General features: G+C 62.1%; 22 protein-coding genes and 1 riboswitch. Of the genes, 8 read left to right on the plus strand and 14 right to left on the minus strand.

Features of this window, described 5'->3' with window-relative positions:
• Nucleotides 1–59: 59 nt before the first annotated feature.
• The 9 genes from CTR2_RS10445 to CTR2_RS10485 form a co-directional block, all read right to left on the minus strand.
• The gene (locus tag CTR2_RS10445; protein WP_087084144.1) at nt 60–647 is read right to left on the minus strand and encodes a vWA domain-containing protein; all 588 of its coding nucleotides are present in this window, start codon (nt 645–647) and stop codon (nt 60–62) included.
• 77 nt (nt 648–724) lie between these two features.
• Complete coding sequence (locus CTR2_RS10450) at nt 725–1,927, minus strand: magnesium chelatase ATPase subunit I (RefSeq protein WP_087084143.1); 1,203 nt, start codon at nt 1,925–1,927, stop codon at nt 725–727.
• The gene (gene cobN, locus CTR2_RS10455) at nt 1,924–5,748 is read right to left on the minus strand and encodes a cobaltochelatase subunit CobN (RefSeq protein WP_087084142.1); all 3,825 of its coding nucleotides are present in this window, start codon (nt 5,746–5,748) and stop codon (nt 1,924–1,926) included. Before cobN ends, CTR2_RS10450 begins: the two co-directional genes overlap by 4 nt.
• A gap of 63 nt (nt 5,749–5,811) precedes the next feature.
• The gene (cobW, locus tag CTR2_RS10460; protein WP_087084141.1) at nt 5,812–6,858 is read right to left on the minus strand and encodes a cobalamin biosynthesis protein CobW; all 1,047 of its coding nucleotides are present in this window, start codon (nt 6,856–6,858) and stop codon (nt 5,812–5,814) included.
• Between the two features lie 21 nt (nt 6,859–6,879).
• Nucleotides 6,880–7,737: a (2Fe-2S) ferredoxin domain-containing protein gene (locus tag CTR2_RS10465; protein ID WP_087084140.1), complete on the minus strand. Its 858-nt coding sequence runs from the start codon at nt 7,735–7,737 to the stop codon at nt 6,880–6,882.
• Entirely contained in the window at nt 7,734–8,549 is an 816-nt protein-coding gene (locus CTR2_RS10470; RefSeq protein ID WP_087084139.1) for an ABC transporter ATP-binding protein, read from the minus strand. The genes CTR2_RS10465 and CTR2_RS10470 overlap by 4 nt, the downstream gene beginning before the upstream one ends.
• Nucleotides 8,549–9,685 carry a FecCD family ABC transporter permease gene (locus CTR2_RS10475; RefSeq protein ID WP_087084138.1) on the minus strand — a complete coding sequence of 379 codons (1,137 nt, stop codon included), beginning with the start codon at nt 9,683–9,685 and terminating at the stop codon, nt 8,549–8,551. The genes CTR2_RS10470 and CTR2_RS10475 overlap by 1 nt, the downstream gene beginning before the upstream one ends.
• Nucleotides 9,682–10,743: an ABC transporter substrate-binding protein gene (locus tag CTR2_RS10480; RefSeq protein ID WP_254913387.1), complete on the minus strand. Its 1,062-nt coding sequence runs from the start codon at nt 10,741–10,743 to the stop codon at nt 9,682–9,684. The genes CTR2_RS10475 and CTR2_RS10480 overlap by 4 nt, the downstream gene beginning before the upstream one ends.
• Nucleotides 10,744–10,813: 70 nt before the next feature.
• The gene (locus CTR2_RS10485; RefSeq protein ID WP_254913386.1) at nt 10,814–12,946 is read right to left on the minus strand and encodes a TonB-dependent receptor; all 2,133 of its coding nucleotides are present in this window, start codon (nt 12,944–12,946) and stop codon (nt 10,814–10,816) included.
• A gap of 157 nt (nt 12,947–13,103) precedes the next feature.
• Nucleotides 13,104–13,346: riboswitch (cobalamin riboswitch) on the minus strand.
• Between the two features lie 261 nt (nt 13,347–13,607).
• Here CTR2_RS10485 and CTR2_RS10490 point away from each other — a divergent pair.
• The gene (locus CTR2_RS10490) at nt 13,608–14,102 is read left to right on the plus strand and encodes a DUF2721 domain-containing protein (protein WP_087084135.1); all 495 of its coding nucleotides are present in this window, start codon (nt 13,608–13,610) and stop codon (nt 14,100–14,102) included.
• Nucleotides 14,103–14,116: 14 nt separating this feature from the next.
• Nucleotides 14,117–14,446 carry a hypothetical protein gene (locus tag CTR2_RS10495; protein ID WP_087084134.1) on the plus strand — a complete coding sequence of 110 codons (330 nt, stop codon included), beginning with the start codon at nt 14,117–14,119 and terminating at the stop codon, nt 14,444–14,446.
• 1 nt (nt 14,447) lies between these two features.
• On the opposite strand, the gene CTR2_RS10500 is transcribed toward CTR2_RS10495, so the two are convergent.
• A complete protein-coding gene (locus tag CTR2_RS10500) occupies nt 14,448–15,368 on the minus strand; it encodes an HTH-type transcriptional regulator ArgP (protein ID WP_087084133.1) in 921 nt (306 codons plus the stop codon).
• Between the two features lie 91 nt (nt 15,369–15,459).
• Between CTR2_RS10500 and CTR2_RS10505 the strand changes: the two genes are divergently transcribed.
• Nucleotides 15,460–16,110 (plus strand): LysE/ArgO family amino acid transporter, encoded by a 651-nt coding sequence (locus CTR2_RS10505; protein ID WP_087084132.1) that lies wholly within the window; start codon nt 15,460–15,462, stop codon nt 16,108–16,110.
• 58 nt (nt 16,111–16,168) lie between these two features.
• Here CTR2_RS10505 and CTR2_RS10510 read toward each other — a convergent pair whose 3' ends face one another.
• The gene (locus CTR2_RS10510) at nt 16,169–16,477 is read right to left on the minus strand and encodes a hypothetical protein (protein WP_087084650.1); all 309 of its coding nucleotides are present in this window, start codon (nt 16,475–16,477) and stop codon (nt 16,169–16,171) included.
• Nucleotides 16,478–16,632: 155 nt separating this feature from the next.
• Nucleotides 16,633–17,109: an Lrp/AsnC family transcriptional regulator gene (locus CTR2_RS10515; protein WP_087084131.1), complete on the minus strand. Its 477-nt coding sequence runs from the start codon at nt 17,107–17,109 to the stop codon at nt 16,633–16,635.
• Nucleotides 17,110–17,197: 88 nt separating this feature from the next.
• Between CTR2_RS10515 and CTR2_RS10520 the strand changes: the two genes are divergently transcribed.
• The 4 genes from CTR2_RS10520 to CTR2_RS10535 all read left to right on the plus strand — a co-directional run bounded on the left by CTR2_RS10520 (nt 17,198) and on the right by CTR2_RS10535 (nt 23,460).
• Nucleotides 17,198–18,097 (plus strand): EamA family transporter, encoded by a 900-nt coding sequence (locus CTR2_RS10520; protein WP_063660934.1) that lies wholly within the window; start codon nt 17,198–17,200, stop codon nt 18,095–18,097.
• A 464-nt stretch (nt 18,098–18,561) separates the two neighbouring features.
• Entirely contained in the window at nt 18,562–20,484 is a 1,923-nt protein-coding gene (locus CTR2_RS10525) for a PrkA family serine protein kinase (RefSeq protein ID WP_003062956.1), read from the plus strand.
• 76 nt (nt 20,485–20,560) lie between these two features.
• The gene (locus CTR2_RS10530) at nt 20,561–21,829 is read left to right on the plus strand and encodes a YeaH/YhbH family protein (protein ID WP_087084649.1); all 1,269 of its coding nucleotides are present in this window, start codon (nt 20,561–20,563) and stop codon (nt 21,827–21,829) included.
• Entirely contained in the window at nt 21,826–23,460 is a 1,635-nt protein-coding gene (locus CTR2_RS10535) for a SpoVR family protein (protein WP_087084130.1), read from the plus strand. The genes CTR2_RS10530 and CTR2_RS10535 overlap by 4 nt, the downstream gene beginning before the upstream one ends.
• A gap of 241 nt (nt 23,461–23,701) precedes the next feature.
• Here the strand turns inward: CTR2_RS10535 and CTR2_RS10540 are convergent, their stop codons facing one another.
• The gene (locus tag CTR2_RS10540; protein WP_003055852.1) at nt 23,702–24,487 is read right to left on the minus strand and encodes a MetQ/NlpA family ABC transporter substrate-binding protein; all 786 of its coding nucleotides are present in this window, start codon (nt 24,485–24,487) and stop codon (nt 23,702–23,704) included.
• 167 nt (nt 24,488–24,654) lie between these two features.
• Here CTR2_RS10540 and CTR2_RS10545 point away from each other — a divergent pair, with 167 nt between their 5' ends.
• Nucleotides 24,655–24,894: a DUF3820 family protein gene (locus tag CTR2_RS10545; RefSeq protein ID WP_012838051.1), complete on the plus strand. Its 240-nt coding sequence runs from the start codon at nt 24,655–24,657 to the stop codon at nt 24,892–24,894.
• A 221-nt stretch (nt 24,895–25,115) separates the two neighbouring features.
• Here the strand turns inward: CTR2_RS10545 and CTR2_RS10550 are convergent, their stop codons facing one another.
• A complete protein-coding gene (locus CTR2_RS10550; protein WP_087084129.1) occupies nt 25,116–26,945 on the minus strand; it encodes a sensor domain-containing diguanylate cyclase in 1,830 nt (609 codons plus the stop codon).
• Between the last annotated feature and the right edge of the window lie 27 nt (nt 26,946–26,972).

Consider the following 26,972-nt stretch of genomic DNA (forward strand, 5'->3'; position numbering starts at 1 on the left):
AGATGGTTATCAAAATAGATAGCTGTTGGCGCTTTACCGTTAAGCGATGGAGGCGATTTTTAGTTGAATTTCAACGGCAGTCGCAGAGTATCCGGCCAGGCCTTTGCCAGCCGATCGGCACCGCCAAACAGACGCCTGTTCTGGCCCGCAGCAGTTTCACAGTCCACCAGAATCTGTGCCACGGCAGGTACAGGCCCGTGCTCCAGTTGCAGCACATCGGGGCTGCGGAAGTCGCTGATCAGCCACAGGCAGGATGGTTGCCGGGAGTATCTGGCTGCCATCTGCCAGCCTGACTGCAGGGCATGGGCCAGAGGCGTGCCGCCACCGCCGCGCAGCGGCTCGATCAGGTCGGCATTCCAGCGTGGCGCCCGCGTGGGCTCCAGCAGCCAGTGCAGCTGGCCTGCGCCGAAGCAGAGCAGTGCCACGGATTCGCGTTGCAGATAAGCCCGGCGTAGCCACTGCAGCAGCAGGCCCTTGGCCTGGGCGAACGCGCCGCTCTCCACCATGGAGGCCGAGCAGTCCAGCAGGAACAGGTGTTGCCTGCGCACCGCTCCCTCGGGCTGGCGCCAGCGTAGATGTGCGGGTGCCAGTGGCAGCCCCTGGCGCTGGCGCAGGGTGGCGGTCCAGTCAATTGATGCCCCTGGCATCTTGTGGACGCTGGGTACAGCATGGCTGGCCAGGGCCGGGCCATGGTTTTCGAAGCCGACTTGCCCCCGGCCGGCGCTCAGCGCAGCGGACCGGAGGCTCGGGCTTTTTTTGCGGCCAGGGCCTCCAGGGCTGCCTGTGCCATGGCGTCGGCCTGTTGAGGCTCGAAGACGACGCTGCTCACGGCTTGAGCCTGTCCCCAGCCGGCAGGCGGCTGTTCGAGGCCCGGGCCTGTGTCTTGAGGCAAGGAGTTCGTGGCGCCGGGCTCGCGGGTGGCCGGTGAATGAGACGCTGGCGCCTGGGTGCCGGGCTCTGCGCGGTCTTTGCTGTCCGTGTCGGATGGCGCAGCGGGCGTGGGTGGCGGTGTGCTGGCCGGTGTCTGCCGGGGCTGACTGGCGCTGCCAGGATCGGACTGGCTGGAGCGATGCAGCAGCACCAGTGGCGCGACTTCGGACACATGTGCGGGCGTAATGCGCTGACTGCCTTGCCAGGCCGCCAGGGCGCGTGCAGCGCGCAGCATGACCAGGTCGGCACGCAGCCCGTCGACCTGGGCGGCAATGCACTGCAGGGCCACGGCCTCGTGGACGGCATCGCTCCATGCCAGCTCCGATGGATTGAGGCAACGGCTGCGGGCCTGCACCAGCCGCTGGCGAATCTTCTGTTGCTCGGTTGCACAAGATCGGGCAAAGCCCTGAGGGTCCTGATCAAAACTCAGCCTGGCCTTGACAATGCTGCTGCGCAGTTGCGGATCATTGGCATTGTCCAGTTGCACGCAAAGGCCCAGCCGGTCCAGCAGCTGCGGTCGCAGCATGCCTTCCTCGGGGTTCATGGTGCCGATCAGCACAAAGCGCGCGGCATGGCTGTGCGAGATCCCGTCGCGCTCTATGCGATTGATGCCGGAGGCCGCCACGTCAAGCAGCACATCGACGATGGCATCGGGCAGCAGATTGATTTCATCGACATAGAGCACGCCCTCGTGCGCCTTGGCGATCAGACCCGGAGCGAAGCCCACTTCGTGGCCCGAGAGCGCCTTGGACAGGTCCAGACTGCCGGTCACATGCTCGATGGAGGCGCCTAGCGGCAGGGTGACGAAAGGCGCAGGCGCCAGCAGATCCGCCAGTGCACGGGCCGCCGTGGACTTGGCCGTGCCGCGCGGACCTCGAATCAGCACGCCGCCCAGCTGCGGCTCTATCGCGGCCAGCAGCAGGGCCTGTACCAGGGTGGGCTGCCCCTGTATGGCAGAGAGTGGGAATACGGGTGCCGGATCGTGGTTCGGGCTCATTGGGAAAGTTGTCCTTCCATGAATTCTTCGTGCTCCAGCATCTGGGCCAGCAGGCTCTGGCGGTGCTCGCCGGGCTTCTCCCACATGCCGCGGTCTATGGCTTCCAGCAGGCGCGAAACGATATCGCCCAGCGCCTGTGGATTGTGCTGGCGCAGAAACTGGCGCACGCTCTCATCTTCCACATAGGCCTGGGTGACCATGGCGTAATGCTGGTCCGATACCAGCGCGGTGGTGGCATCGAAGCCGAACAGATAGTCCACCGTCGCCGCCATCTCGAAGCCGCCCTTGTAGCCGTGGCGCATGGCACCCGCAATCCACTTTGGGTTGGTGACGCGGGCGCGCACCACACGGCCTATCTCCTCGGCCAGGGAGCGAATCCTGGCAGACTGAGGATTGCCGTGGTCGCCATGATAGACGGCAGGGTCGCTGCCGCCGAGGTGCCGAACGGCCGCCACCATGCCGCCCTGATGCTGGTAGTACTCGCTGGAGTCCAGCAGGTCATGCTCGCGGCTGTCCTGGTTCTGCAGCACCACATCGAGTGCCTGCAGTCGCCGCTCCAGTGCGGCGCGGGCCGGCACGCCATCGGCCTGCTGGCCGTAGGCATAGGCACCCCAGTGCAGATAGTGGCGTGCAAAATCGCCAGCATCGGTCCACTGGCCGGTGCGCAGCATCTCGTGCATGCTGGCGCCGTAGCTGCCGGTGGGCGCTCCGAAAACGCGCCACAGCGCCTGTTCGCGGGCCGTTTCGGCGATCAGGCCCTGATCCATGGCTGCCTGCGTATCTCGCAGCACGCGCGCGCGGATGGGGTTGTCCTCGGCGTCCTCATCGAGCTCGGCCACGGCACGCACCGCGGCATCGAACATCTGCACCACATTGGGAAAGGCATCGCGGAAAAAGCCGCTGATGCGCAGCGTCACGTCGACGCGCGGGCGACGCAGCCCCACGGCGGGAATGACTTCAAAGTCGGTCACGCGCTGGCTGCCGGCTGCCCATTTGGGGCGAACCCCGATCAGGGCAAAGGCCTGGGCGATATCGTCACCGCCGGTACGCATGGTGGCTGTTCCCCAGACGGAAAGACCGATGGCCTGCGGATATTCGCCGTGCTCCTGCAGATAGCGCTCCAGCAGGCGCTGCGCGGACTGCTGTCCCAGCGCCCAGGCGGTCTGGGTGGGGATGGCGCGGGTGTCCACGGTGTAGAAGTTGCGCCCTGTGGGCAAGGTGTCGCAGCGCCCGCGCGAGGGCGAGCCGCTGGGCCCGGGCGGCACAAAGCGCCCTTGCAGTGCGCGCGAGAACTGCAGTAGCTCCTGCGGGCCGCAGGCGTCCAGTGACGGTGCAATCTGCTGCTCTATGCGCGTCAGCACTCGTAGTGTGTGCGGCCAGTCGCGGGCCAGTTCGGGCCGGGCAATGACCTGCAGGGCCAGCAGCTCGAGCCGCTCGCGCGTGTCGCCGCCGTGGCGCCAGGCACCGGCATCCTGCTGCTGCAGCGCGGCCGGGCGCGGGCCGTTCCAGGGCGCGGCGGCATCCATGTCCAGCGGGTTCCAGTCCATGTCCGGCAGCAGGTCGGCTGCCAGTGCGTTGAGCAGGCCCTGCTCGCTGCCGGCATTGCCGGGATAGCGCGCCAGCGAGAGCAGGGTGGATTCGCGCAGCTGACCCTGGGGGGAGCGACCGAAGACATGCAGGCCGTCACGGATCTGGGTTTCCTTGAGTTCGCACAGATAGGCATCGATGCGTTCCAGCAGCTGCTCGTCGGCATCTGGCTGCGCGTCCGCCGTTTCGAGGCCGAGTTCGCGCAGCAGATCCTGCTGTCTGGCGCAGTCCAGAATCTGCTTGCGCAGCATGCCGGAGCGACGCAGATCGACCAGCAGGGCTTCGTAGTATTCGTCCACCAGACGCTCCAGCTCCTGCATGGGGCCGTGATTTTCGGCGCGCGTGAGCGGCGGCATCAGGTGGTCGATGATGACGGCCTGGCTGCGACGCTTGGCCTGCGCGCCTTCGCCGGGGTCGTTGACGATGAAGGGATAGACATGCGGCAGCGGGCCGAGAATGGCATCGGGCCAGCATTGCTGGGACAGTGCCAGGCTCTTGCCGGGAAGCCATTCCAGATTGCCATGCTTGCCGACATGGACCATGGCGTCCACGCCGAACACATCGCGCAGCCAGAAGTAGAACGCCAGATAGTGATGGGGCGGCACCAGTTCGGCGTCGTGATAGCTGGCGTAGTCATTTCGTCCATCGAGCGCGCGCGCGGGCTGTATGCCCACGAAGACATGGCCCAGTTGCAGGCCGGCAATCATGAACCAGCCATCGCGCAGCATGGGGTCTTGCTCGGGCGCACCCCAGCGGGCGGCGATGGCCTGGGCCATGTCGCCGGGCAGCTGTGCCAGGCGCTGTTGATAGGCCTGCAGCGAATAGCCCTGGCTTGCGGGGCGCAGGGGCCATTTTTTCGGGTCATTGGCAATGCCTTGTTGCAGCAGGCCCATCAGTGCCAGGCCGGAGTCGGGCCGCTCGGCAGCATCCCCCAGCTGCCAGCCGTCACCAGCCAGCTGATCGAGCAGGGCGATCACGGATTCCGGCGTATCGAGACCCACGCCGCTGCCCATGCGTGCCTCGCTGCCCGGGTAGTTGGCCAGTATCAGCGCGGCTTTCTTCTGCGCCGCAGGCTTGCTGCGCAGCTGGCACCAGCGCCAGGCCAGCTCGGCAATCCAGGCGACGCGGTCGGGCTCTGCCTGGTAGCTGATCACATCGGTCTGCGTCAGCTCGCAGCGATGGGCCAGGCCCTTGAAGCTCATGGCGCGCGTCATGATGCGGCCGTCCATCTCGGGCAGCACCACCTGCATGGCAATGTCGCGTGGGCGCAGGCCCTGGCTGTCGGCCAGCCAGTCTTCGCGGTTGCTGCCACTGGCAATCACCTGCAGCACAGGGATGTCGCCCGCCAGCGCATCGGCCGCTTCGCCGGTGCGCGCATGCTCTCCCAGTGCGGCAAACGCCGTGGTGTTGAGAATGATCTGCACCTGGTGGGCGATGCACAGGGAGCGCAGCGTCTGCAGACACAGCCCGTCCTTGAGCGACTCCAGGGCCAGGGGCAGCGGGTTCAGGCCGCGCGCGAGCAGGGCGTCGGCCATGAGGTCGAAGGCCTCGGTATTGGCCGCCAGCAGATGCGAGCGGTAGAACACCAGCATGGCCACGGGCGCGCCGGGCCGCCAGCGTGCCTGCAGGTCGTCGAGGCCCGGCAGATGCCCTGCAGCGTCATCCATCCAGCTTTGCGGCACATGCACGGCCACGGGGGGCAGCACACGCACGGGCGCTGCCTCGCGGCCCTGGTTCAAACCCCAGGCCGCCCCCATGCGCAGAAACTCGCGCGCATTGCCCAGGCCGCCGGCGCGCAGGTACTGCCACAGCGCACGGCTTTGCTCGGGCTCCAGCGTGCCCTTGGCCAGCAGCTCCGGATCCTCTTGGTTGTCGCCCGAGAACATGGCCAGTTTCTGGCCCTTGCGGCGCGCCAGCTTCTGCAGCTGCTCTATGCCGTAGGGCCAGGTGGATTCGGCTCCAAGATGATCGACGATGACCAGCCTGGCATGCTGCAGCACCTCGTCGATATACAGATCGAGCGAGGCGCTCTGGCGTAGGTGCAGCAGGTTGGCGAGCCGCAGCGTGGGGACAGCGGTTTCGGCTTGCTGCCACATCCGGTAGGCATCGGCCAGCAGCGACAGCGTGGTGTCTGCGGAACTGAGCACCACCATGTCTGCAGGCGTCTGGTCCAGACGGGTGATGATGCTGTCGTCTTCGACAAAGCCACCGGGGCGGGTGCTGAGCAGGTGCATGATTCAGAAAAGATAGCTTTATACGCTTGCCAGTAAAGCGATTGAGGCTGATTTTGCTTTTATTTATGCCTGTGCGCCCAGCAAGGCCTGGCGCAGCACGTTGGCGTCCAGCTGCTTGCCGATGAACACCAGACGCGTGGCTGCAGCTTCGCCCTCGGCCCAGGCACGGTCGAAATAGGCATCGAAGCGGCGGCCCACGCCCTGTACCAGCAGACGCATCTTCTTGCCCGGCAGCGCGGCAAAGCCCTTGACGCGCAGCACGCCATGCTGCTCCACGATGGACTGCAGGGCCAGCATCAGGCGATCACGGTCCACGGCACCCAGGTCCAGGTGCAGGGAGTCGAAGGCATCGTGGTCATGGTCTTCGTCATGGTCGTGGTGGCTGTGCTTGTCGTCGATCGACAGCTCGGCGGCGCGATGCTGGCCCAGCAGCACGTTCAGGGGCACCTGGCCCTGCACGGCTTCGATCATCTTCACACTGGCTGGCACCTCTTCGGCCACCAGGGCACGCACCTGGCCGAGTTGTTCGGCCGTGACCAGATCGGCCTTGGACAGCACCACCAGGTCGGCGGCCGAGAGCTGATCCTCGAACAGCTCGTGCAGGCTGGCGTCGTGGTCCAGATTAGGGTCGGCCTGACGCTGTTCATCGACGGCATGCGGGTTATGGGCAAACTGGCCGGCAGCCGCAGCGGGCGTGTCGACCACGGTGACCACGGAATCGACGGTGAAGACATTGGCAATATCGGGCCACTGGAAGGCCTGGACCAGGGGCTTGGGCAAGGCCAGGCCGCTGGTTTCGATCAGCAGTACATCGATGTCGGCGCGGCGCTCGGCCAGGGCCTTCATGACGGGGAAGAACTCTTCCTGCACGGTGCAGCACATGCAGCCGTTGGCCAGCTCGTAGATCTGGCCGTCGGCACCACCTTCTTCCTTGCAGCCTATGGCACAGGTCTTGAGGATTTCGCCGTCAATGCCCAGTTCGCCGAACTCGTTGACGATGACCGCTACGCGCAGACCCTTGGCCTGCTCGAGGATATGGCGCATCAGCGTGGTCTTGCCGCTGCCGAGAAAGCCGGTGACGATGGTGGCGGGGATCTTGGTGGTTTGCATGGATCACTCTCCGGATGGGAATCAACAGGGAAATTCGACAGGTAAAACTGATTCGTGCAGTGCGGGCCGTGGCCCATGCACGCGCAGGTGTTCGTGGGGGCAGTCATGCTGCTGCACATGGGCTGTCAGCACGGGCTCGATCGTCGTAGCATCCATGGGGCCGTACCACACGCCTTCGGGGTAGGCGATCATCAGCGGGCCATGGTTGCACGGGTACTGGCAGCTGGTTTGCAGCAGCATTACCTGCTTTTTGAGCAGCGGGTTTTGCTGCACGGTGCGTGCCAGTTGCGGCCACAGCGCGACGGCTCCCTTGGCCGCGCAGCGTGGGCCCACGCACCACAGCACATGGTGCTGGTGCTCCGGCACTTGGGACCAGGCTTTGGGGTCGCGCTCCCAGTCTTCATCGGCCAGCAATTGCGGCACATCGGGCTGTTGCAGTGCGCTGGGAATGGTGGCGGCCAGCAGCTCGGCCAACGTCGGCAACTGCAGCAGGGGTTGAGCAAACACGATGCGAGGGGCGTGTTTGCCGGGTTGCCCTTCAGCCTGTTGCTTGGCGCGCCAGCGCATGATGAGCTTGTGCAGCCAGCGGCGCAGCGACGCCTCGTCGGGCACCATCACGGGCAGGATCAGGATCTGATCGGCATCGGCGCACAGGTCCAGCGCTTCGGGCAAGGCAGGCTGTGCTCGGTCCACAAAGGCGGGTTGCACACGCAGCACAGGCGTTTGTGCGGCAGCCAGCCGGGCCTCAAGCTGCGTTGCCAGATCGCTCAGTTCCGTCAGGCCGCCCGCATAGGCCGCACCGCGGCTGAGCAGTACGATGGCCAGGCCGGTGTTGGCTGCAGGTAAAGAGGGCGTGGGCTCATTGCTGGTCTGGGTCATAGCAGCTCATCCGGCATGAATTCGATCACGGGCTTGCCCGTGCGTGCGCTAGTGTGCACCTGGGCGCGCACGCCGTAGACACGGGCAATGGTCTCTGGCGTCAGCACCTCGTTCGGAGTGCCTTGCGCCACCAGTGCACCGTGCTGCAATAGGTAAATGCGGTCGCAGTAATGCGCGGCCAGCGGCAGCTCGTGCAGAGCGGCCAAAGTGGTCAGGCTCAGGCCGCGAATCAGATTCATCAGCTCGAACTGGTGGCGCACGTCGAGGTGGTTGGTGGGCTCATCCAGCACCAGCAGCGGTGCCTGTTGGGCCAGTGCGCGGGCCATGAGCACGCGCTGCTTCTCACCGCCCGAGAGCGTAGAAAACATGCGCTCGGCCAGTGGCTGGGCCTGCACCCGCGCCAGCGACTGGGCGACGATGGCAAAGTCTTGCGCGCTGTCTTTGTCAAAGGCGCTTTGGTGCGGCGTGCGTCCCATCAGCACCACATCGCGCACGCGCAGATCGAACTCGTTGGCATTTTCCTGTGCCAGCACGGCCATGGCACGGGCGTTGTCGCGGGCACTGTGCCGCCAGACGTCGCGCTCCTGCATACAGACCGTGCCGCTGGCGGGTCTGAGGATACGGTAGATCATGCGCAGCAGCGTGGACTTGCCACTGCCGTTGGGCCCGAGCAGGCCCACGAACTGGCCACGCGCCACCTGCAGGCTGACATCACGCACGATATGCGCCGCTGCGGCCTGAAAGTTGAGCTGACTGGCCTGCAAAAGCAGTTCGCTGTGGCTGGGTGCCTGAGCTTGATGGGCTTGGAGCATCACAGGCTCAGCCTTTCCCGGGAATTCTTGCGGCACAGCATCCAGACAAAGAAGGGGCCGCCCAGCAGCGAGGTGATGACGCCCACAGGCACTTCGGCCGGGGCAAAGCTGATGCGCGAGAACACATCGACCCAGACCAGGAAGATGGCGCCCACCAGCGCCGCCACGGGCAGCACGCTGCGATGCTCGGCCCCCACAAGCATGCGCGTGACATGAGGCACGATGAGGCCCACAAAGCCGATTGGGCCTGTCAGTGCCACCAGCACGCCGGTGACCAGGGAAACCAGCACAAACAGCCAGCGCCTTGTGCGCGTGGTGTCCACGCCCAGCGTCATGGCGGTTTCCTCGCCCGCGAGCAGGGCATTGAGTGAGCGCGCCTGCGTCAGCAGCAGAACCACGCCAGCCAGCAGCAGCAAGGCTGGCAGGCCCAGCTCGTCCCAGCGCGTGCCGGCCAGGCTGCCCAGTGTCCAGGTCAGCACCGAGTTAGCCAGCTCGCGCTGATCGGCCGTGAGCACGATCAGGCTGGTGACGCCGCCCAGGCAGTAGGCAATGGCCACGCCACCCAGAATCAGGCGCGAGGCCAGTAGCCTGCCGTGGGCATGGGCGAGAAAATACACCGTGGTGCAGGCGGCCAGCGCACCGCCAAAAGCGCCCAGCGGCAGGGCCAGCTCGCCCGCAAAGGCCAGTGTGCCAAAGGCCAGTACGCTGACCGCGCCTACCGAAGCGCCAGACGACACGCCCAGCAGATAGGGGTCGGCCAAGGGATTGCGCACCATGGCTTGCATGGCCACGCCCACCACGGCCAGACCTGCTCCGGCCAGAGCGGCCAGCAGCACGCGCGGCAGGCGCACCCGCCAGACGATTTGCTGCTGGGCCACGGTCCAGTCACCTCCGGACCCACCAAAGCTCAAGCCCAGGTTGTTGAGCTGCAGGCCTATTTCATGCGCCGTGATCTGCCATGCCAGTTGCGGCGCCATGCGCACCGGCCCCAGCGTGATGGCCAGCGTGAGCGAAAGCAGCAGCAGCGCGATCAACGCCGCCAGCCACAGTGCCAGTTGACGGCGCTGGGCCGAGAAAGCATTGGCGGTGGCGCTGACCGAAGCCGCACTGCTTGGGTGCTCGGCGGTCTGCATCATGGCTCGCTCACCTGCTCGGGTATCTGCTCGGGGTGCAGCGCATGGGCCAGGCGCTGGGTGGCGGCGACATTGCGCGGGCCTGGCGTTGCCTCGGCAAACTCCAGCAGCACGAACTTTTGCTCGCGTATGGCCTTGAGGTGGGCCAGCTCGGGCTTGGCCAGTAGAAACTGGCGTTTGCCGTCGGCCACGGGCCTGTCGTTATCGACGATGACTATCCAGTCCGGTTCGCGGGCAATCACGTCTTCCCAGTTGCCGCGCATCCAGCTGCTGTCCAGATCGTCAAAGATATTCGTTGCGCCCGCGGCCTCGATCATGGCCTGGGGCATGGCATAGCGGCCCGTGGTGACGGGGATGTCTGTGCCGCTGTCAAACACAAAGACCTTGGGTTTGTGGCTCACGTTCTGGAGGGCATCGGTCACGCGCTGCAGCTGGGCGCGCTGCTTGCCCACCAGCGCCTGGGCGCGTGCCTCGATGTCAAAGATGCGGCCCAGGTTGAGCAGGTCGTTGAAAGTGTCTTCCAGCGAAACGCGCTCGCGAGCCACCTGGCGTATGCAGGATTCGCTGAGCACATAGCTGGCAATGCCCAGCTCCTTGAGGCTGGCAGGAGTGATCTGGCCGGGTCTGAAGCCATAGGACCAGCCGCTGAAGACAAAGTCCGGCTGGGCGTTGAGCAGGGTCTCCAGGTTCATGCCCTGGCTGGACAGATCGGGCACGCCGGCCAGCAGCGGCTGCATGGTGGTGGGCAGGCGGCTGATGTCGCGCAGACCGCCATAGCCCACAAGCCTGTCCTGCAGGCCCAGGGCAAGAAACATCTCCAGCAGATTGATGCCGTGCACCACGGCACGCTGCGGAACTTTGTCATAGACCACGGGCTGGGTGCAGACATCGATGGTGAGCGCTGTTTTTGCCGCCTTGCTGGTTGAGGCTTGCGGGATGCTGCCGGCCTGATGGCTTTCGCCGCAGGCGCTGAGCGCTGCTGCCGAAGCCAGCATCGCGACAAACCATAGTGGTTGCTTCAGTAACAGGAGCTGCTGGCGAATGTACTTAAAGGACTTCATGGCTGAAAGTGTCTGAACTCAAGAAAATACAAGCGCAGGCAGCTACTGATATCAAAGCGATGCATGGCACTTAGAACGTGAACTCGGCCGTGAGATCGACGCGCCGCCCCTCACCCGGGTAAGCCTGTGCCGCCCTGGCGCTGGAGACGGCCGAGTAGGTGTAGAGCTTGTCCGTCAGGTTGCGCAGCGTCAGTCGATAGGTGCTGTGCGGCTGGGGACGCCAGCTCAGTGCAGCATCCCAGACGGTGTAGCCGCCACTGCGCGCGGTGTTGGCGTTGTCCGCAAAGCGGCTGCCCACTGCACGTGCGCCCAGCGATGCCTGCCAGCGGCCCAGGGTGTTGTGGGTGGTGTAGTGGGCCCACAGATTGGCGGTGTTGCGCGCCACGTTGGTGGGACGCTTGCCGGAGCGGTCGGCGCCACCGGCTTCGATCAGTTGGTCATACTTGGCGTCGACAAAGGCGTAATTACCCTCAAGGCGCCAGTTGGGTGACAGGCGCATCACCGCGCTCAGCTCCAGCCCCTGCGAGCTTTGCTTGCCGCCTTGCACGGACAGCAAAGCGTTGTTCGGGTCGCGCGTGATGATGTCTTTCTTCTCGATGCGATAGGCAGCGGCCGTCCATTCGCCCTGGCCCTGGGCGAACTGCTGCTTCAGGCCCAGCTCAATCTGGCGTGCCGTGGTCAGCTTGAAGGGGCTGTTGCCCAGGTTCAGGGTCAGCACATTGGTGACGGGGTCATGGCCTTGGGATAGCTGGCCGTAGAGGCTGGTCTGGGCACTGAGCTTGTGCGTCAGACCCAGGCGCCAGGCCGTTCCGTTCAGACGTTTGTCGAAGGAGCCGCTGCCCACCAGGTCATTGCGCTCAAAGTCCGTGAGGGCGCGGCGTATGCCGGCCAGCAGCAGCCATTTGTCGCTCAGCGTCCAGGCATCCTCGGCATAGAAGTCATGCGTGGTGGCCTGAGTGCGATAACTTGGCAGCATGGGCGAAGTATTGGGCCAGTAGCCCAGCGAGGGCTCGTTCACGCCGATGGTCGCGCTGCCCGCATAGTCGTTGCGTGCAAAGTTGAACCGGGCGCGGCTTACCTCCCAGCCCGCTACTACTTTGTGTGCACCGGCCTGGATGGTAGTTTCCAGCCGATTGCCGGTCTGGGCCAGATCGTGGGCCAGCTCCAGATAGTCACCCAGCGTCACTTGCTGCTTGCTGGGGTTGTAGCTATAGGCTTCGATGTTGCGCCAGTAGCGGTCGGCCTTGAAATGGTAGAGCTCGTTGCTCACGCTCAGCCAGTCGTTGACCTGGTACTGGACACGGGCGCGCACGCGCTTGTCCTTGATGCGGATATCGCTGTCAGCGGTGTTGAAGTTGCGTCCCAGCAGCTCGGGCACGATGGCACCGTTCATGGTGGGCGTGCCGAAATAGCGTGCAGGTTTTTCGTCGCTGACATCGGCCAGCAGTTCCATGCGCAGGGCCGCCGTGGGTTGCCAGCGCAGCGTGCTCATCAGCTTGCCGCCGCTGGCGCGGCTCATGTCGTGCTCGCCATTTGTGTGGTGGCCATAGGCATCCAGGCGGTAGCTCAGCGTGTCGCTCAGTGCGCCGCCCATGCCCAGACCAAGCTTGGCCGTACCGTGCGAGCCGGCCCCGACCAGTACTTCGCGCACCGTCTCCTTGCTGGGCTGCTTGCGCACCACATTGGCCGTGGCGCCCACGGTACCCGTGCCATAGACGATGGAGGCAGGGCCGCGCAGCACTTCCACGCGCTCATAGCCCCAGCTGTTGGCAGGGTAGGGCGTGGTCGACGAGGCCACGCTCAGGCGCACGCCGTCTTCGGCGATGCCCACCGAGTTGGTGCCGGTGAAGCCGCGCGTGCTGAAGGACAGGCTGCTGTAGCTGGTTGCAGACAGTGGCGTCATGCCCACGGTGCGGCCGATGATGTCGGCCATTCGGCTGTCACCGCGCTCCTGCCAGGTCTGCTCGTCCACATAGTCGAGGCTGGCGGGCAGGTCGCGGGTGGCGATGCCGGTCCGGCTGCCCGATGTTGTTGGCTGCGACAGACCCAGTCCGCCAGGGGCGTTGTCCGTGACCTGTACGGTGGGCAGTTGTGCTGCCGAGGAGAAAGTGGAGGGGCTTGAGCTGTTGGCCGAAGGTTCTGCGGCCAAGGTCAAGGCAGGTGCCAAGCCGATCAGGGCAGCAGGCAGGGCGAAAGATTTCATGTCGTCAGCGAGAACTGACCAGCCTGCATGCATGTGACGAGACCATGACCGGCGTCCGGAGTGCGCCTGGGTGTGCGCGCCTGTCGCCAATCAGCTGCCGTCACGCTGCTCCCCGCAGACGGTCGTTGCAAATGCCGACTGCCGGAATTGCACCCGGACGGTCAGCGCTTAACAGGCCGGTATCCGGGCTGGCAGATTGCGCGAGGCATGCCACTTCGTCTTCCCAGCGCTGCCGCGCACCTCTTGAAGAGGCCACGTAGAACGCCAGTGACTGACTCTTGCAGGTGCAAAAGCCGTGAAGTGGATTGATCTGCTTACCGTTGCGGGGGCAGCCAAGGCTTTGAACCTTGTTCCCGTTTAACCCGATGAAACATCGGGCACCTGCTACGTTGAACAAGCTTGGCAGACCGCAGTCTGAAAGATCGTTCGCGAAAAATTATATAGCACTGGCCATCGGCAGTGACTACGAGGCGGGATCCATGGCGACAAGGACAGACACAGGGCCAGCATCGGCATTGCGGCAGGCATGCCAATTGCCGTCAAACATCTGTCGCAGTAGAAAAACAGTCATGGCTGTTTTTTGAGTGAATCTAGTCAAAACTGAGCTGACATTTGTGCATAAAAATAGAGGCTGAGAAAGCCCCCCGATTCTGAGGACACCATGAGCATCTGGTCCATCGACGCGCAGACCGTCACCCACAGCATTCAGCTCGCTGTTGCGCCGGTTTTTTTCCTGACTGCCGTGGCCGGCATGATTGGCTCCGTAGCGGGGCGGCTGGCCCGCATCATTGACCGGGCCCGCAAGCTGGAGGAAAGCCTGCGCACCCTGGACGATCACGATCTGATCGCCCGCCACCTCAAGGAGCTGCATTTTCTGCGCGAGCGCGGGCGGCTGGCCAACGTCTCCATTGCACTGCTGACGTTGTGCGGCATGTGCATAGGGCTGACCATCGTGCTGCTGTTCGTGGGCCAGGCCTACGGCGTCAACGGCCATGGCTATGCCGTGTTCAGCTTTCTGCTGGGGGTGCTGGCCTTTGTGCTGGCGCTGTGCTGCTTCCTCTGGGAGACCATCATGGCGACACGCATTCTGGACTTTCATATGCTCACCCAGGCCAGGGCGGCAGTGCGCCATGTGGAGTCCGAGCATCGCCCCTGATTGCGCTGCGAGACATGTTTTTCCTGCCTCTGATCCTGGTGCCCATCGTCTTCCTGATGGCACTCGTTCGCCTCTATCAGATTCCCGTGCAGCTGCGTTCGGGCCGGTTGCGGCTGGTCGAGCGCGGCAGGCCGGGCTTGCGCCTGGCCACCTTGCTGGCCTATGCCGGGCTGCTGACGGGCAGCGGGGCATTGCTTGCGGCCTTGGTGTATGCAAGCTTTTTTGCGGCCGACCGGTGGTCGGCCTATCTGCATCTGGGGCCTTATCTGGCGCTTTATCCCTTTCTGTACCTGGCGGCAGCCTGGGTGTTCTATTACGGCCTGAAGAAGTCTGCTGTCGCCTGAGCTAGTCCTGTATGGGCTCCAGCCAGGCGGCTGCCGCATGGATGATGCAGTCGGTCAGTCGCTGCAGGCTGGCCTGGGCATTGCGGGTGTGGGCCCAGTACATGGGGATGTGTAGATCCCTGCCCGGAAGCAGTTCCATCAGATCGCCACTGGCCAGCTGCGGGGTGATCAGCTGGGCCGGGTGCATGCCCCAGCCCATGCCCAGTTCCACGGCACGGGTGTAGCCCTGGTTGGAGGGCAGAAAGTGACGCGCATTGTTGCGCCGCCCGTCCAGCCCCAGACCATGCAGCCATTGGTCCTGCAGGCTGTCCTTGCGGCCATAGTACATCATGGGCGCCCTGGCCAGCATCTGGGCCAGCTCCCTGTCCGACTCGGCCTGGGCCAGGTGACGCTGCACAAACTCCGGGCTGGCCACGGCGATATAGCGCATGCGACCCAGCGGCCAGGTGTTGCAGCCCGCAATCGCCGAGCCTGTGGCAGTGACGGCGGCCATGACTTCGCCTTCCTTGATGCGTTTGGCAGTGTGGTCCTGGTCGTCAATGCTGATGTCCAGCAACTCATTGCCGTCCTGCGTGAAAGCCGCCATGGCATCCATGAACCAGGTCGACAGGGAGTCGGCATTGACTGCCAGCTTCAGCGTGGGCAGGGCGGTTTGGCCTTCGGGGACCAGCTCGGGGTTCTTGCGGCGCAGATCGTTTTCCAGCAGCGCCACCTGCTCCACATGCAGACACAGGCGGCGGCCAGCCTCCGTTCCGGTGCAAGGCGTGCCGCGCAGCACCAGCACCTGGCCCACGCGTTCTTCCAGCAACTTGATGCGCTGGGAGATGGCGGAAGGGGTGACATGCAGCTTGCGCGCCGCACGCTCGAAGCTTCCCTCACGCAATACGGCTGCCAGTGCTTCCAGTCCCGCGTAGTCAAACATTAGAAATTCTTCATTGGATTGAGTAAATGTAATTTTACTTAATTGCTTTGCAGAGCAAGAATCCGGGCCGGTTTGGAGGAGTCAACGGCTCATGGACATGACAACTAATTTTTATTCCGCCTGGATTGCAGGCTTTACGGTGTGCGCATCGCTCATTGTTTCCATCGGTGCACAGAACCTGTATGTGCTGCGTCAGGCAGTGCAGGGCGAACATGTGAAGGCCTGCGTGGCTCTGTGTGTACTCAGCGACGCTTTGCTGGTTGCGCTGGGGGTGGCCGGCATGGCGCAGATGCTGACCAGCTATCCGGCATTGGCCCAGTATCTGACGTTGGGCGGAGCCGCATTCTTGCTGGCCTATGGTCTTTTCGCCCTGCGGCGCATGTGGTTGGCCCCGGATGCTGCCATGGAGGCTGGCGAGCGCAGGGCGGCACCGCGTGGGATGATGAGCGTGCTGGCTGCGCTGGCGGCCATCACCTTGCTCAACCCCCATGTGTACCTGGATACGGTGCTGCTGATGGGCTCCATTGGTGCCCAGCAGGAAGGCACAGGCCGCTGGTCCTATGTGATGGGGGCCGCCTCGGCCAGCTGTCTCTGGTTTGTGCTGCTGGCGATGGCGGGGCGCCGTCTCAGGCACTTGTTTGCCAACCCCGGCGCCTGGCGCGTCATGGATGGCATCACCGGCGTGATGATGCTGGGTCTGGCCTGGTGGGTGGCGAACAGCGCTTTGGGAATGGAAATTTGAGTCTCAGGTTGCGCCAGCGCCACTCATTGCAGACTCTTTCACATCCCCACATTGGGCTTCAAGCCTCTGAGGCCTGTTCCCACAGACCCACGGCTTCGATGAGGTTCCAGCTATTGCATTCAATGCGGTAGTGGCCTGTGGCTCCGGTCTTCTGGCTCTGGCCCTCGATCACCACAATATGCCTGCCGTGACGCTGGGCTTCCGAAATCGGGCGGATCTTGTCGTAGTTGTGCTTCTCTGCAATATCGCCACGAAAGGCAATCGTCACCTGCTCGCGCCGGGGAAAGTAGTCCTTGGCATATTTGTCCAGCGTGCGATCGGCAACCAGCGTGGCCATATCGGGCGAGGTGGCGGAAGAAGTGTTCATCATGTCTCCTCAAGAGTGGACTCTTGTTGTGTGCAGAATCTGAGCCGGTTTATGACGTGATTGTTGCATTTTGTTTCAGTTGGAGCCAGTGCCAATCTTCATGGCAGATGGCAGCCCTCGTGCGGCATCAGTTCGGGTCGCACGGCCACACGGTGTCATGGCGCAGACAGTGGCAGCTGCAGACCGGTCTTGATGCGTTCCAGCGCGATCGAGGTGCTGTAGCGGCGAATGTTCTCGTCACCTTCGAACAGACGTTTGCAGATGGCCTGATAGTCATCCATGTCGGTTGCCGTGACGACCAGGATGTAGTCGGTTTCGCCCGTCACATAGAAGCACTGCTGCACGGCCGCTTCGTCGGCGATACGCGCCCTGAAGCCGCGCGACAGGTCCGGCCTGTCGTTGACCAGCTGCACGGTGATGACCGCAGTCAGTGAGCGGCCCACCTTGACGGGCTCCAGCACGGCCACATTGGCGGCAATCACCCCGGTTTCCTGCAATCGTTTGATGCGCCGCTGCACGGCTGGGGCCGAGAGGTTGATGTGCTCAGCAATCAGACGCTGTGGCATGAGGTTGTCACGCTGGAGCAGGGCAAGAATCGCGTGGTCAAAGGAGTCCAGGTCGGCAGCAGGCATGGTGTGGGATGGGTTGAGAGCGAAACTTGCAGATTCAGGGCTGAAAACGAGCAAATTTCGCGGGTGACTTGCAATATCGTACCCACCTATGTCAAAAAACAGCTGGAATCATTGGTGGCCCGTGTTGGCCGTATTGGGCTCGGTCACTGCACTCGGGCTGGGGACTTCGCTGGCCAAGCAGCTGTTTCCCTTGATTGGTGCCCAGGGTACATCGGCACTGCGAGTGGGCTTTGCCGCGTTGATTCTGGTGTGCGTCTGGCGGCCCTGGCGCTGGTCGCTCAACCGTCAGCAGGCACTGGCTCTGCTGGTTTTCGGCATGGCACTGGGTGGCATGAATCTGATGTTCTACATGGCGCTGCGCGATATTCCGTTTGGCCTGGCCGTGGCCATCGAGTTTTCAGGACCGCTGGCCGTGGCCATCTACTACTCACGCCGCGCGCTGGACTTTATCTGGCTGGCGTTGGCGGTTGTCGGCCTGGCCTTGATTCTTCCCCTGGGCGGCAGTGCTTCGGGCCTCAACCTGTCCCCGGTGGGTATTGCCTGCGCACTCGGAGCCGCCATCTGCTGGGCCTCCTACATCGTTCTGGGACGCAGGCTGGGCCATATCCCCAGCGGCCAGGCCGTCTCTCTGGGCTTGCTGTGCGCGGCGTTGGTGGTGGTGCCGTTTGGTGTGGCCGAGGCCGGGCTCAAGCTGCTGACGCCGTCGATCCTGCTGTTCGGGCTGATGGTGGCGGCCATCTCCAGTGCCTTGCCCTACTCACTGGAAATGCTGGCTCTGCGCCGTCTGCCGCCTGCCACCTTCGGCATCGCGCTGGCGACCGAGCCAGCCATTGCAGCACTGATGGGCATGCTGCTGCTCAGCGAGAACCTGACGGCCACGCAGTGGACCGCCATTGCCTGCATCATGGCAGCGGCCATGGGCAGTGCCGTGACGCGCCCAGGTACCAAATCGCCCGCGGTGGATGCTTCGGCAGCCACTTCCGGATGAATACCCATGCTATGAAAAGAGATGCTGCTAGCGCTTACTCATCAATGCTTTGCTGAAATATTTCTAGTGAATAACCCTTGAAATTTAAGCGGCAAGCTCTGTTTTCTGTAGCTGCAATAGTTCGAAACGCTGCTTGTGCAGCGTTTTTTGTTGTCACCCAGATTGCCTGTAAAGCGATGCTCCGATCAGTTTTTCGCGTCGACGAAATCTTGAATGATGGCAGATAGATAGGGGGCTTTCTTGCTTCCATGAAGACTGGCTTCTATGCTCATTTCGAGTCATATTTTTTGACCGATTTTTGCGCTATCCGGTTTGCGGTTTTGGCTGTCGTGGCTACTGCGTATTTGTAGGAATCTCGGTCTATTCAAATTAGGAGCGAGGTGCTACAACGGACGCACACGGTAACGAATGCCTTGCAACTTTGCGGCACTGATTCGAGCCCTGGTGCCGCCACGGGAGGTCATATGGATGTCATCAGCAATTCCGCAGCACGCTACGTTCGCCTGCGTGAAGAAGAAATGTCGCTGGACGAGTACCTTAGCCTTTGCCAGCGTGATCCCATGGCCTACGCCGGAGCCTCGCAGCGCATGCTGTCCGTCATCGGTGAACCCGAAATGGTGGATACCCGCAACGATCCTGTGCTGTCGCGTCTGTTTGCCAACAAGGTCATTCGTCGCTATCCCGCATTCTCTGAGTTCTACGGCATGGAAGATGCCATCGAGCAGGTGGTGAGCTTCTTTCGCCATGCGGCCCAGGGTCTGGAGGAACGCAAACAGATTCTTTATCTGCTGGGACCTGTGGGCGGCGGTAAAAGCTCGATTGCAGAGCGTCTCAAATACCTGATGCAAAAGGCACCGTTCTACGCGCTCAAGGGATCGCCTGTGAACGAGTCGCCACTGGGTTTGTTCGACCCCGTGGAAGACGGCCCGGTGCTGGAAGACGAGTTCGGCATTCCGCGCCGCAGCCTGCAGCATGTACTTTCGCCCTGGGCTGTGAAACGGCTGGAGGAGTTCGGCGGAGACATTCGCCAGTTCCGAGTGGTCAAACGCTACCCCAGCATTCTCAAGCAGATAGGCATTGCAAAGACCGAGCCTGGCGATGAGAACAACCAGGACATCTCCAGCCTGGTGGGCAAGGTGGACATCCGCAAGCTGGAAAACTTTTCGCAGGACGACACCGACGCCTACAGCTACTCCGGCGGCCTGTGCCTGGCCAATCAGGGTCTGCTGGAGTTCGTGGAAATGTTCAAGGCTCCGATCAAGGTGCTGCACCCCTTGCTGACGGCCACACAGGAAGGCAATTACAAGGGCACGGAAGGTTTTGGCGCGATTCCGTTCGACGGCGTGGTGCTGGCGCACAGCAATGAAAGCGAGTGGAAAGCCTTCCGCAACAACCGCAACAACGAGGCGTTTCTCGATCGTATCTACATTGTCAAGGTGCCTTACTGCCTGCGCGTGAGCGAGGAGGTCCGCATCTACGAGAAGCTGATCCGGGAGTCTTCGCTGGCCAACGCCATCTGCGCGCCTGGCACGCTCAAGATGATGGCGCAGTTCTCCGTGCTCACGCGCCTCAAGGAGCCTGAGAACTCCAGCATCTTCAGCAAGATGCAGGTCTATGACGGCGAAAGTCTCAAGGACACTGATCCGCGCGCCAAGAGCTATCAGGAATACCGTGACTACGCGGGCGTAGACGAGGGCATGGAGGGCATCTCCACCCGCTTTGCCTTCAAGATACTGGCCAAGGTCTTCAATTACGACAGCACCGAAGTGGCGGCCAATCCCGTGCACCTGATGTATGTGCTGGAGCGGCAGATCGAGCGCGAGCAATTTCCGGCCGAGCTGGAGACCAAGTACATAGGTTTCATCAAGGAATATCTGTCCCAGCGCTATGCCGAGTTCATCGGCAAGGAAATCCAGACTGCCTATCTGGAGAGCTATAGCGAGTACGGTCAGAATATCTTTGACCGCTACGTCACCTACGCCGATTACTGGATTCAGGACAGCGAATACCGCGACACCGATACCGGCGAGGTGTTCGATCGCAATGCGCTCAATGCCGAGCTGGAGAAGGTGGAAAAGCCGGCCGGCATTGCGAACCCCAAGGACTTCCGCAATGAGATCGTCAACTTCGTGCTGCGGGCCAGGGCCAACAACCAGGGCAAGAACCCCAGCTGGACCAGTTACGAGAAGTTGCGCGTGGTGATCGAGAAGAAGATGTTCTCCAACACCGAGGAGTTGCTGCCCGTCATCAGCTTCAACGCCAAGGCCAGTGCCGAAGATGCGCGCAAGCATGAGGACTTCGTCACTCGCATGGAAGCCAAGGGCTATACGCCCAAGCAAGTGCGTCTGCTTTGCGAATGGTATCTGCGCGTGCGCAAGAGCAGCTGACAGCGGTGTCGGTGGCCCGGCGCGGCCACCGACAGGACGGTTGAGTTGAGAACAGCCCCTGGAGATGGGAGCACAGATGGCACTGCATATCATCGACCGCAGGCTCGCAGGCAAGAATAAATCGGTGGGCAACCGCGAGCGGTTTGTGCGGCGTTTCAAAGAGCAGATCGCGGAGGCGGTGCGCAAAGCCGTGTCTGCGCGCGACATACGCCATATCGATCAGGCGGAAAGCATCACCATTCCGAAAAAAGACATTCAGGAGCCGGTCTTCAGGCATGGTCAGGGTGGTATCCGCGATATGGTGCTGCCCGGCAATCGCGAGCATGTGCGCGGTGATCGCATTGCCCGGCCGCCCGGTGGGGGCGGCGGTTCGGGATCGCAGGCCAGCGATAGCGGTGAGGGGCAGGATGACTTCACTTTCACCTTGACCAAGGAAGAGTTCATGGAGCTTTTCTTTGAAGATCTGGCGCTGCCGCGTCTGCTGCGCAATCACATCGGCAATACCTTGCAGTACAAGACAAGGCGCGCCGGCTACAGCCATGACGGAACGCCCAGCAATCTGGCGCTGGTGCGCACCATGCGCGGTGCCCTGGGGCGGCGCATTGCGCTGACCAAAGCTTCACACCGTGAGCTCAAGGTACTGGAAGAACAGCTTGAAACTCTGCTGGCGCAGGATGACGGTACCAGCGAGGCCGTGGCCGAGTTGCAGCGCCAGATCGACGCCCTGCGTGAGCGCATAGGCGGAGTGCCATTTCTCGAACAGCTGGATCTGCGGTTCCGCAACCGCAGCAAGGTGCCCGTGCCCAGCAGCCAGGCCGTGATGTTCTGCGTGATGGACGTGTCCGGCTCCATGGATCAGGAGCGCAAGGAACTGGCCAAGCGCTTTTTCATCCTGCTGTATCTGTTTCTCACCAGGCATTACGACAAGATCGAGATTGTTTTCATCCGCCACCACACCCAGGCCGCAGAAGTCAGCGAAGACGAGTTCTTTCACTCCACGGAAAGCGGCGGCACGGTAGTCAGCAGCGCGCTGGTTCTGCTCGAGCAGATCATCAGGGCTCGCTACCCGGTCAATGACTGGAATATCTATGTCGCCCAGGCCAGCGATGGCGACAACTTCAGCGACGACGGCGGCAAATGCCACAGCCTTCTGGCCGAAAGAATATTGCCGCTGGTGCGCTACTACGCGTACCTGCAAGTGGTGCTCGAGGAGCAGAGCCTCTGGGAAGAGTACAGCCGCCTGCTGCCGCTGTTTCCCCATTTCGCCATGCGCAAGGTATCGGCAGCCAACGAGATCTACCCGGTGTTCCGCGATCTCTTCAAGAAGGATGGGGTATCGATATGAACCTCAATCTCTATCCCGTGCTGGATCTCAGCGCCAGCAGAAAGGCCGGAAATTCGCATGCCCAGGGGGAGCCGCGCTTTCGCGATGTGCCGCAGGCACCTTTGATGGCGTCCCAGCGACCGGCGTCTCCCTTGCCCGACCCCAGCGACTGGACTTTCGAGCTGATCGAACAGTATCACGCGGCGATTGCGGCCACGGCTGAGCGCTACGGTCTGGATACCTATCCGAATCAGCTGGAGATCATCACGGCCGAGCAGATGATGGATGCCTATTCCAGCGTGGGCATGCCGGTCAACTACCGGCACTGGAGCTATGGCAAGGAGTTTCTGGCCACGGAGCGCCGCTACCGACGAGGTCATATGGGACTGGCCTATGAGATCGTCATCAATGCGAACCCTTGCATCAGCTATCTGATGGAGGAGAACAGCACGGCCATGCAGGCCCTGGTGATTGCGCATGCGGCCTATGGACACAACAGCTTTTTCAAGAACAATTATCTGTTTCGCATGTGGTCCGATGCGGGTAGCATCATCGACTATCTCGTCTATGCGCGCGACTATGTGGCGCAATGCGAGGAACGCTACGGCTTCGACACCGTGGAGCAGTTGCTGGATTCCTGCCATGCGTTGTCGAACTTTGGTGTGGACCGCTATTGCCGTCCCTCGCATAAAAGCCTGTCGCGCGAGCGCGCCGAGAGAGAGGCGCGTGAAGCCTATGTGCAGCAACAGGTCAATGTGCTGTGGCGCACCCTTCCAGCCCGAAGGGACAAGGACAAGGACAGCACGACGCAAGGCAGCGAGCGCTTTCCCAGAGAGCCCGAAGAGAACATCCTCTATTTCATCGAGAAGAACGCTCCCTTGCTCGAACCCTGGCAACGAGAGATCGTGCGCATCGTGCGCAAGATCGCCCAGTATTTCTATCCGCAGCGCCAGACTCAGGTGATGAACGAGGGCTGGGCCACCTTCTGGCATTACACATTGCTCAACACTCTGTATGACGAGGGCTGGCTGACCGATGGCGTGATGCTGGAGTGGCTGTCATCGCATACCAATGTGATCTACCAGCCGCCCGCTGGCCACCGGGCCTTCAGCGGCATCAATCCTTATGCGCTGGGCTTTGCCATGTACCGTGATATTCGACGGATCTGCGAAAAGCCGACCGAGGAAGATCGCCGCTGGTTTCCCGACATGGCCGGTACGCCCTGGCTGCCGGCGCTGCACCACGCCATGCGCAATTACAAGGACGAGAGCTTTGTCGGCCAGTTTCTGAGCCCGCACCTGATACGCGACATGCGTTTGTTCTCTCTGCACGATGACCCTGACGAACGTGATGTTCTGGTCAGTGCCATTCACGACGAAGATGGCTACCGCACGCTGCGCCAGTTGTTGTCTCAGCAATACGACCTGGGGACGCGCGAACCCAATATTCAGGCATGGAGCGTGAATCTGCGCGGCGACCGCAGTCTTACTCTGCGACATACCCAGTACCAGGGCAGGCCGCTGGCAGAGGATGCACAGGAGGTTCTCAAGCATGTGGCTCGCCTGTGGGGATTTGGCGTGCATCTGGAAAGCGTCAACGGCGATGGCGAGACTCCGGTTTTGCTGCACTCGGTGCCAGCCCCCTCGCATTGAGGCATCTCAAGTGGAAGTTGCTTTAAGCCCTTGCCTGTAAAGCGCTATAAGCGATCAAACAAAAAGAAAAAGCGCTGCAGAAGTAGCGCTTTTTTCTGGGTCAGGTCGTCAAGTGTGGCCGGCGGCCGGTTCTGTCCGGCCCCAGGGCCGCAGCAGGTGCCTGTGCCCACCGTACCCTTCGCAGCGCGACCGCCATCCTCTGCAGAGGATGGGAGAGCAACGTTTCTAAGGCCTTTGCGAATCAGAACGCAGGAACCACGGCGCCCTTGTACTTTTCCTGAATGAACTTCTTGGTGTCTGCAGAGTGCAGAGCGCTCATCAGCTTGGCAATGTCGGCGCCGTTGGCGCGATCCTTGCGGGCCACCACGATATTGGTGTAGGGCGAATCGGCACCTTCGATGAACAGGGCATCCTTGGTGGGGTTGAGCTTGGCTTCGATTGCGTAGTTGGTGTTGATCAGGGCCAGGTCGACATCAGCCAGTGCGCGGGGCAGCAAAGGCGCTTCCAGTTCCTTGAACTTCAGCTTCTTGGGGTTCTTGACGACGTCCAGAGCAGTGGGGGTCAGGCTCTTGGGATCCTTGAGCTCGATCAGACCATGCTTGGCCAGCAGAATCAGCGCACGGCCGCCGTTGGAAGGGTCGTTGGGAATGGCCACGGTAGCGCCATTTTTCAGATCCTTGATGTTCTTGATCTTGCTGGAGTAGGCGCCGAACGGCTCCACATGAACCTTGCCGTTGGGTACGGCCACCAGCGAGGTCTTGCGGTCCTTGTTGTAGCTGTCCAGATAGGGCTGGTGCTGGAAGAAGTTGGCATCCAGTTGCTTGTCTTCCACGGCAGCATTGGGCTGCACGTAGTCGCTGAACTCCTTGATTTCCAGATCGATGCCCTGAGCCTTCAGTGCGGGCTTGATGTGATTGAGGATTTCGGCGTGAGGAACGGCCGTGGCGCCCACCTTGAGCACGTCAGCAGCCTGGGCCGACAGCGCCAGAGTGGCAATAGCGATAGCAGAGAGAGCTTTCTTCAACATTGGTTCTGACCTTCTTCAGCAAGTTGCAATAAATTCCGGGCCTCATCTGGACCGCAGCGAACTAAGGTGCATAGTCTAGTGCCGTGTACCGACGTCTGCAGGACATTTTTCTTATTTGGTTATAAGAGCGTCGTTTTTTATACAAAATCTGATTCCGATTGACTGCCATGAATCCCGAAATGCTGGAGCGCCTGGTGCGCGTGCCTATGCCTTATGGCAAGTACAAGGGCCGTTTGATTGCCGATCTGCCCGGCAACTACCTCAACTGGTTTGCCCGTGAGGGCTTTCCCAAAGGCGAGATTGGTCAGTTGCTGGCCTTGATGCAGGAGCTTGACCACAATGGACTCAGCGGTTTGCTGGAGCCCATTCGCAAGGCCGCAGGGCTGCCGCCAAGAGCACAGGAATAGGCAAGAGAGGGGGCTGGCTTCGGTCGGCCAGATGAATATGCGGCAGGCGGGCCCGCAGAAGCCCTGGCAGTTTGCCTTTGGCCGGAAGCAGGTGGCTGGCCTTGGGCTTGGCTGACTGCGGCCAGGACGCGAGTCTCCCAAATGCCCTGCTTTGACCCCGAAGGCGTTGTCAATCCTCGGCTCTGGACATATAAAGATGCGACTGGTCGCAGGGGGCAGCCTCAAGCCTCGGAGTCTTGCGAGAGGTCCGAATGCTGAACAATGCGCCCCTTGCCTGCATGTTTGGCCGAGTACATGGCCTCGTCCGCACTCTGCATCAGGTTGGCCGAAGAACTACCTGCGGTGCTGATGGAGATACCGATGCTGCTGCCGACTTGCACCATCACTCCACCATTCAGCGCAATGGGCTGGCGCACGGCTTCCATGCAGCGCTTCATGACAGACATGGCCTCACCGGGAGTGCGTAAGCCCGATAGCAGCACCACGAACTCATCGCCGCCCAGGCGTGCAACGCAGTCGCCGGCACGAGCATGGGCCGTCAGTCGGGCAGCCACCACACGTAAAACCTCGTCGCCCGCATCGTGACCCTGGGTGTCGTTGACCTGTTTGAAACCATCCAGGTCCATGAAGCACACGGCAAGCATCTGGCCGTCAGCCAGCTCCTGGCTCAGCGTTTCCTCAAGTGCTCGTCGGTTCGCCAGACCCGTCAGAGCGTCGTGGTTGGCAAGATGGTTGGCGGCTTGTTCGCCTCGCTTGAGGGCGTCGATGTCCACCAGAATCCATAGCGACTCTTCGGCATTCAGCAGTGTGCCGGATGCATCCACCCACAAAAGCCTGCCCTCGGCATTCTGCACCTGGAATTGCGCGTGAAATTTGCCCCGAGCCAGCAAAGAGCCATAGGCTTTTTCGCCGATACGCCTGTAGGAGGCTTCGTCCGGGTAAAGCATGCGCGTGGACGCGCCCTGCAGTGCAGCTGCTGGTTGCTTGAGCAGACGGCGCATGGCGGGGTTGGTCCAGACGATCTTGCGCTCGCGCAGGCGAGCCATGCCGATCAGGTCATTGTTGATGACCAGTTCCTGCTCTTTGCGAATGCGGCGTTCACGCTGCTGCAGCCGGTACAGGGCTACCGAACCCAAAGCAATCAGGGCAATGCACAAGCCGGCGAGACCCCATGCACGCCAGGCGGAGGCGCGCCACATGGCCATATAGGCTTCCGTACCCAGCCCGGTAAACACCGTCAGAGGATATCCGGGCAGCCGATGGTAGGCCGTGATGCGCTCTACGCCATCGATCAGGGTCGGTGTGATGTACCAGCCTTCCTCGCTGTTGCGACTGATGGCCTGGTGATATTCAGACGAGACGGCGGCCTTGCCGATACCCGCGTCGGCATCCTGGCTTGCAGCGGGATAGCGCGCTACCAGCAGTGCCTGATCGGTGCGCAATGCCATGGCGCTGCTGGTGCCGAACGACTGGCGCTGGAATAGCTGGTGAAAATGCTCGGCCGCGACAATGGCATAGACGATGCCCTGGAACTGGCCGTCCTCGGCCTGAAGACGCCTTGCCAGCACGATAGACCACTTTCCGAAGGAGTGGCTGATCAAAGGCTCAGACACCACCATTCGGTCCGTTTCGCGGGCTTGAGCGAAATAGGCACGTTCCGCCACTGAAAACGGCACATCAATTTCGCTGGGGGTGATGAGTACCTCGCCAGCACTGTCTGTGATGCGCAGGGCAGTGACAAAAGGAATCAGGGCCCGCTGCTCATGGAGCATTTCGTACAAGGCAAAGTTGGCTGCGGAAAGGCCGTCAAAGCTGCGCGCGCGGTAACGACTGGCAATCGATGACAGAGCGTTGTCCACCAGTCGCACCTCGGCAGCCAACTCCAAACTCAGGCTGCGTGCTTGGTGCCTGGTGACGGCTACGCCCAGGTCCATGTCCGCGCGGTAATTGGCATGCACGCCAAGCCACGTGGCAAAGCACAGCAAGGCCGCTACCAGCAGGTTGCCGAGCACGATGCGATGCAAAAGCTTGTGAGAGCGAAAGCTTGTCATCTTGATTCTTGAGGTCCTTGAATACCA

Source organism: Comamonas thiooxydans (assembly GCF_002157685.2).
Taxonomy (GTDB): Bacteria; Pseudomonadota; Gammaproteobacteria; order Burkholderiales; family Burkholderiaceae_C; genus Comamonas; species Comamonas testosteroni_H.

Bases quoted from the DNA above. Each gene is read 5' to 3' on its own strand.
- CTR2_RS10470 (WP_087084139.1), bottom strand. From the start codon at position 8,549: ATGCTCCAAGCCCATCAAGCTCAGGCACCCAGCCACAGCGAACTGCTT.
- CTR2_RS10505 (WP_087084132.1), top strand. From the start codon at position 15,460: ATGGACATGACAACTAATTTTTATTCCGCCTGGATTGCAGGCTTTACG.
- CTR2_RS10545 (WP_012838051.1), top strand. From the start codon at position 24,655: ATGAATCCCGAAATGCTGGAGCGCCTGGTGCGCGTGCCTATGCCTTAT.
- CTR2_RS10540 (WP_003055852.1), bottom strand. From the start codon at position 24,487: ATGTTGAAGAAAGCTCTCTCTGCTATCGCTATTGCCACTCTGGCGCTG.
- CTR2_RS10485 (WP_254913386.1), bottom strand. From the start codon at position 12,946: ATGAAATCTTTCGCCCTGCCTGCTGCCCTGATCGGCTTGGCACCTGCC.
- cobW (WP_087084141.1), bottom strand. From the start codon at position 6,858: ATGCAAACCACCAAGATCCCCGCCACCATCGTCACCGGCTTTCTCGGC.
- cobN (WP_087084142.1), bottom strand. From the start codon at position 5,748: ATGCACCTGCTCAGCACCCGCCCCGGTGGCTTTGTCGAAGACGACAGC.
- CTR2_RS10445 (WP_087084144.1), bottom strand. From the start codon at position 647: ATGCCAGGGGCATCAATTGACTGGACCGCCACCCTGCGCCAGCGCCAG.
- CTR2_RS10510 (WP_087084650.1), bottom strand. From the start codon at position 16,477: ATGAACACTTCTTCCGCCACCTCGCCCGATATGGCCACGCTGGTTGCC.
- CTR2_RS10550 (WP_087084129.1), bottom strand. From the start codon at position 26,945: ATGACAAGCTTTCGCTCTCACAAGCTTTTGCATCGCATCGTGCTCGGC.
- CTR2_RS10475 (WP_087084138.1), bottom strand. From the start codon at position 9,685: ATGATGCAGACCGCCGAGCACCCAAGCAGTGCGGCTTCGGTCAGCGCC.
- CTR2_RS10520 (WP_063660934.1), top strand. From the start codon at position 17,198: ATGTCAAAAAACAGCTGGAATCATTGGTGGCCCGTGTTGGCCGTATTG.
- CTR2_RS10450 (WP_087084143.1), bottom strand. From the start codon at position 1,927: ATGAGCCCGAACCACGATCCGGCACCCGTATTCCCACTCTCTGCCATA.
- CTR2_RS10515 (WP_087084131.1), bottom strand. From the start codon at position 17,109: ATGCCTGCTGCCGACCTGGACTCCTTTGACCACGCGATTCTTGCCCTG.
- CTR2_RS10525 (WP_003062956.1), top strand. From the start codon at position 18,562: ATGGATGTCATCAGCAATTCCGCAGCACGCTACGTTCGCCTGCGTGAA.
- CTR2_RS10500 (WP_087084133.1), bottom strand. From the start codon at position 15,368: ATGTTTGACTACGCGGGACTGGAAGCACTGGCAGCCGTATTGCGTGAG.
- CTR2_RS10465 (WP_087084140.1), bottom strand. From the start codon at position 7,737: ATGACCCAGACCAGCAATGAGCCCACGCCCTCTTTACCTGCAGCCAAC.
- CTR2_RS10495 (WP_087084134.1), top strand. From the start codon at position 14,117: ATGTTTTTCCTGCCTCTGATCCTGGTGCCCATCGTCTTCCTGATGGCA.
- CTR2_RS10535 (WP_087084130.1), top strand. From the start codon at position 21,826: ATGAACCTCAATCTCTATCCCGTGCTGGATCTCAGCGCCAGCAGAAAG.
- CTR2_RS10480 (WP_254913387.1), bottom strand. From the start codon at position 10,743: ATGAAGTCCTTTAAGTACATTCGCCAGCAGCTCCTGTTACTGAAGCAA.
- CTR2_RS10490 (WP_087084135.1), top strand. From the start codon at position 13,608: ATGAGCATCTGGTCCATCGACGCGCAGACCGTCACCCACAGCATTCAG.
- CTR2_RS10530 (WP_087084649.1), top strand. From the start codon at position 20,561: ATGGCACTGCATATCATCGACCGCAGGCTCGCAGGCAAGAATAAATCG.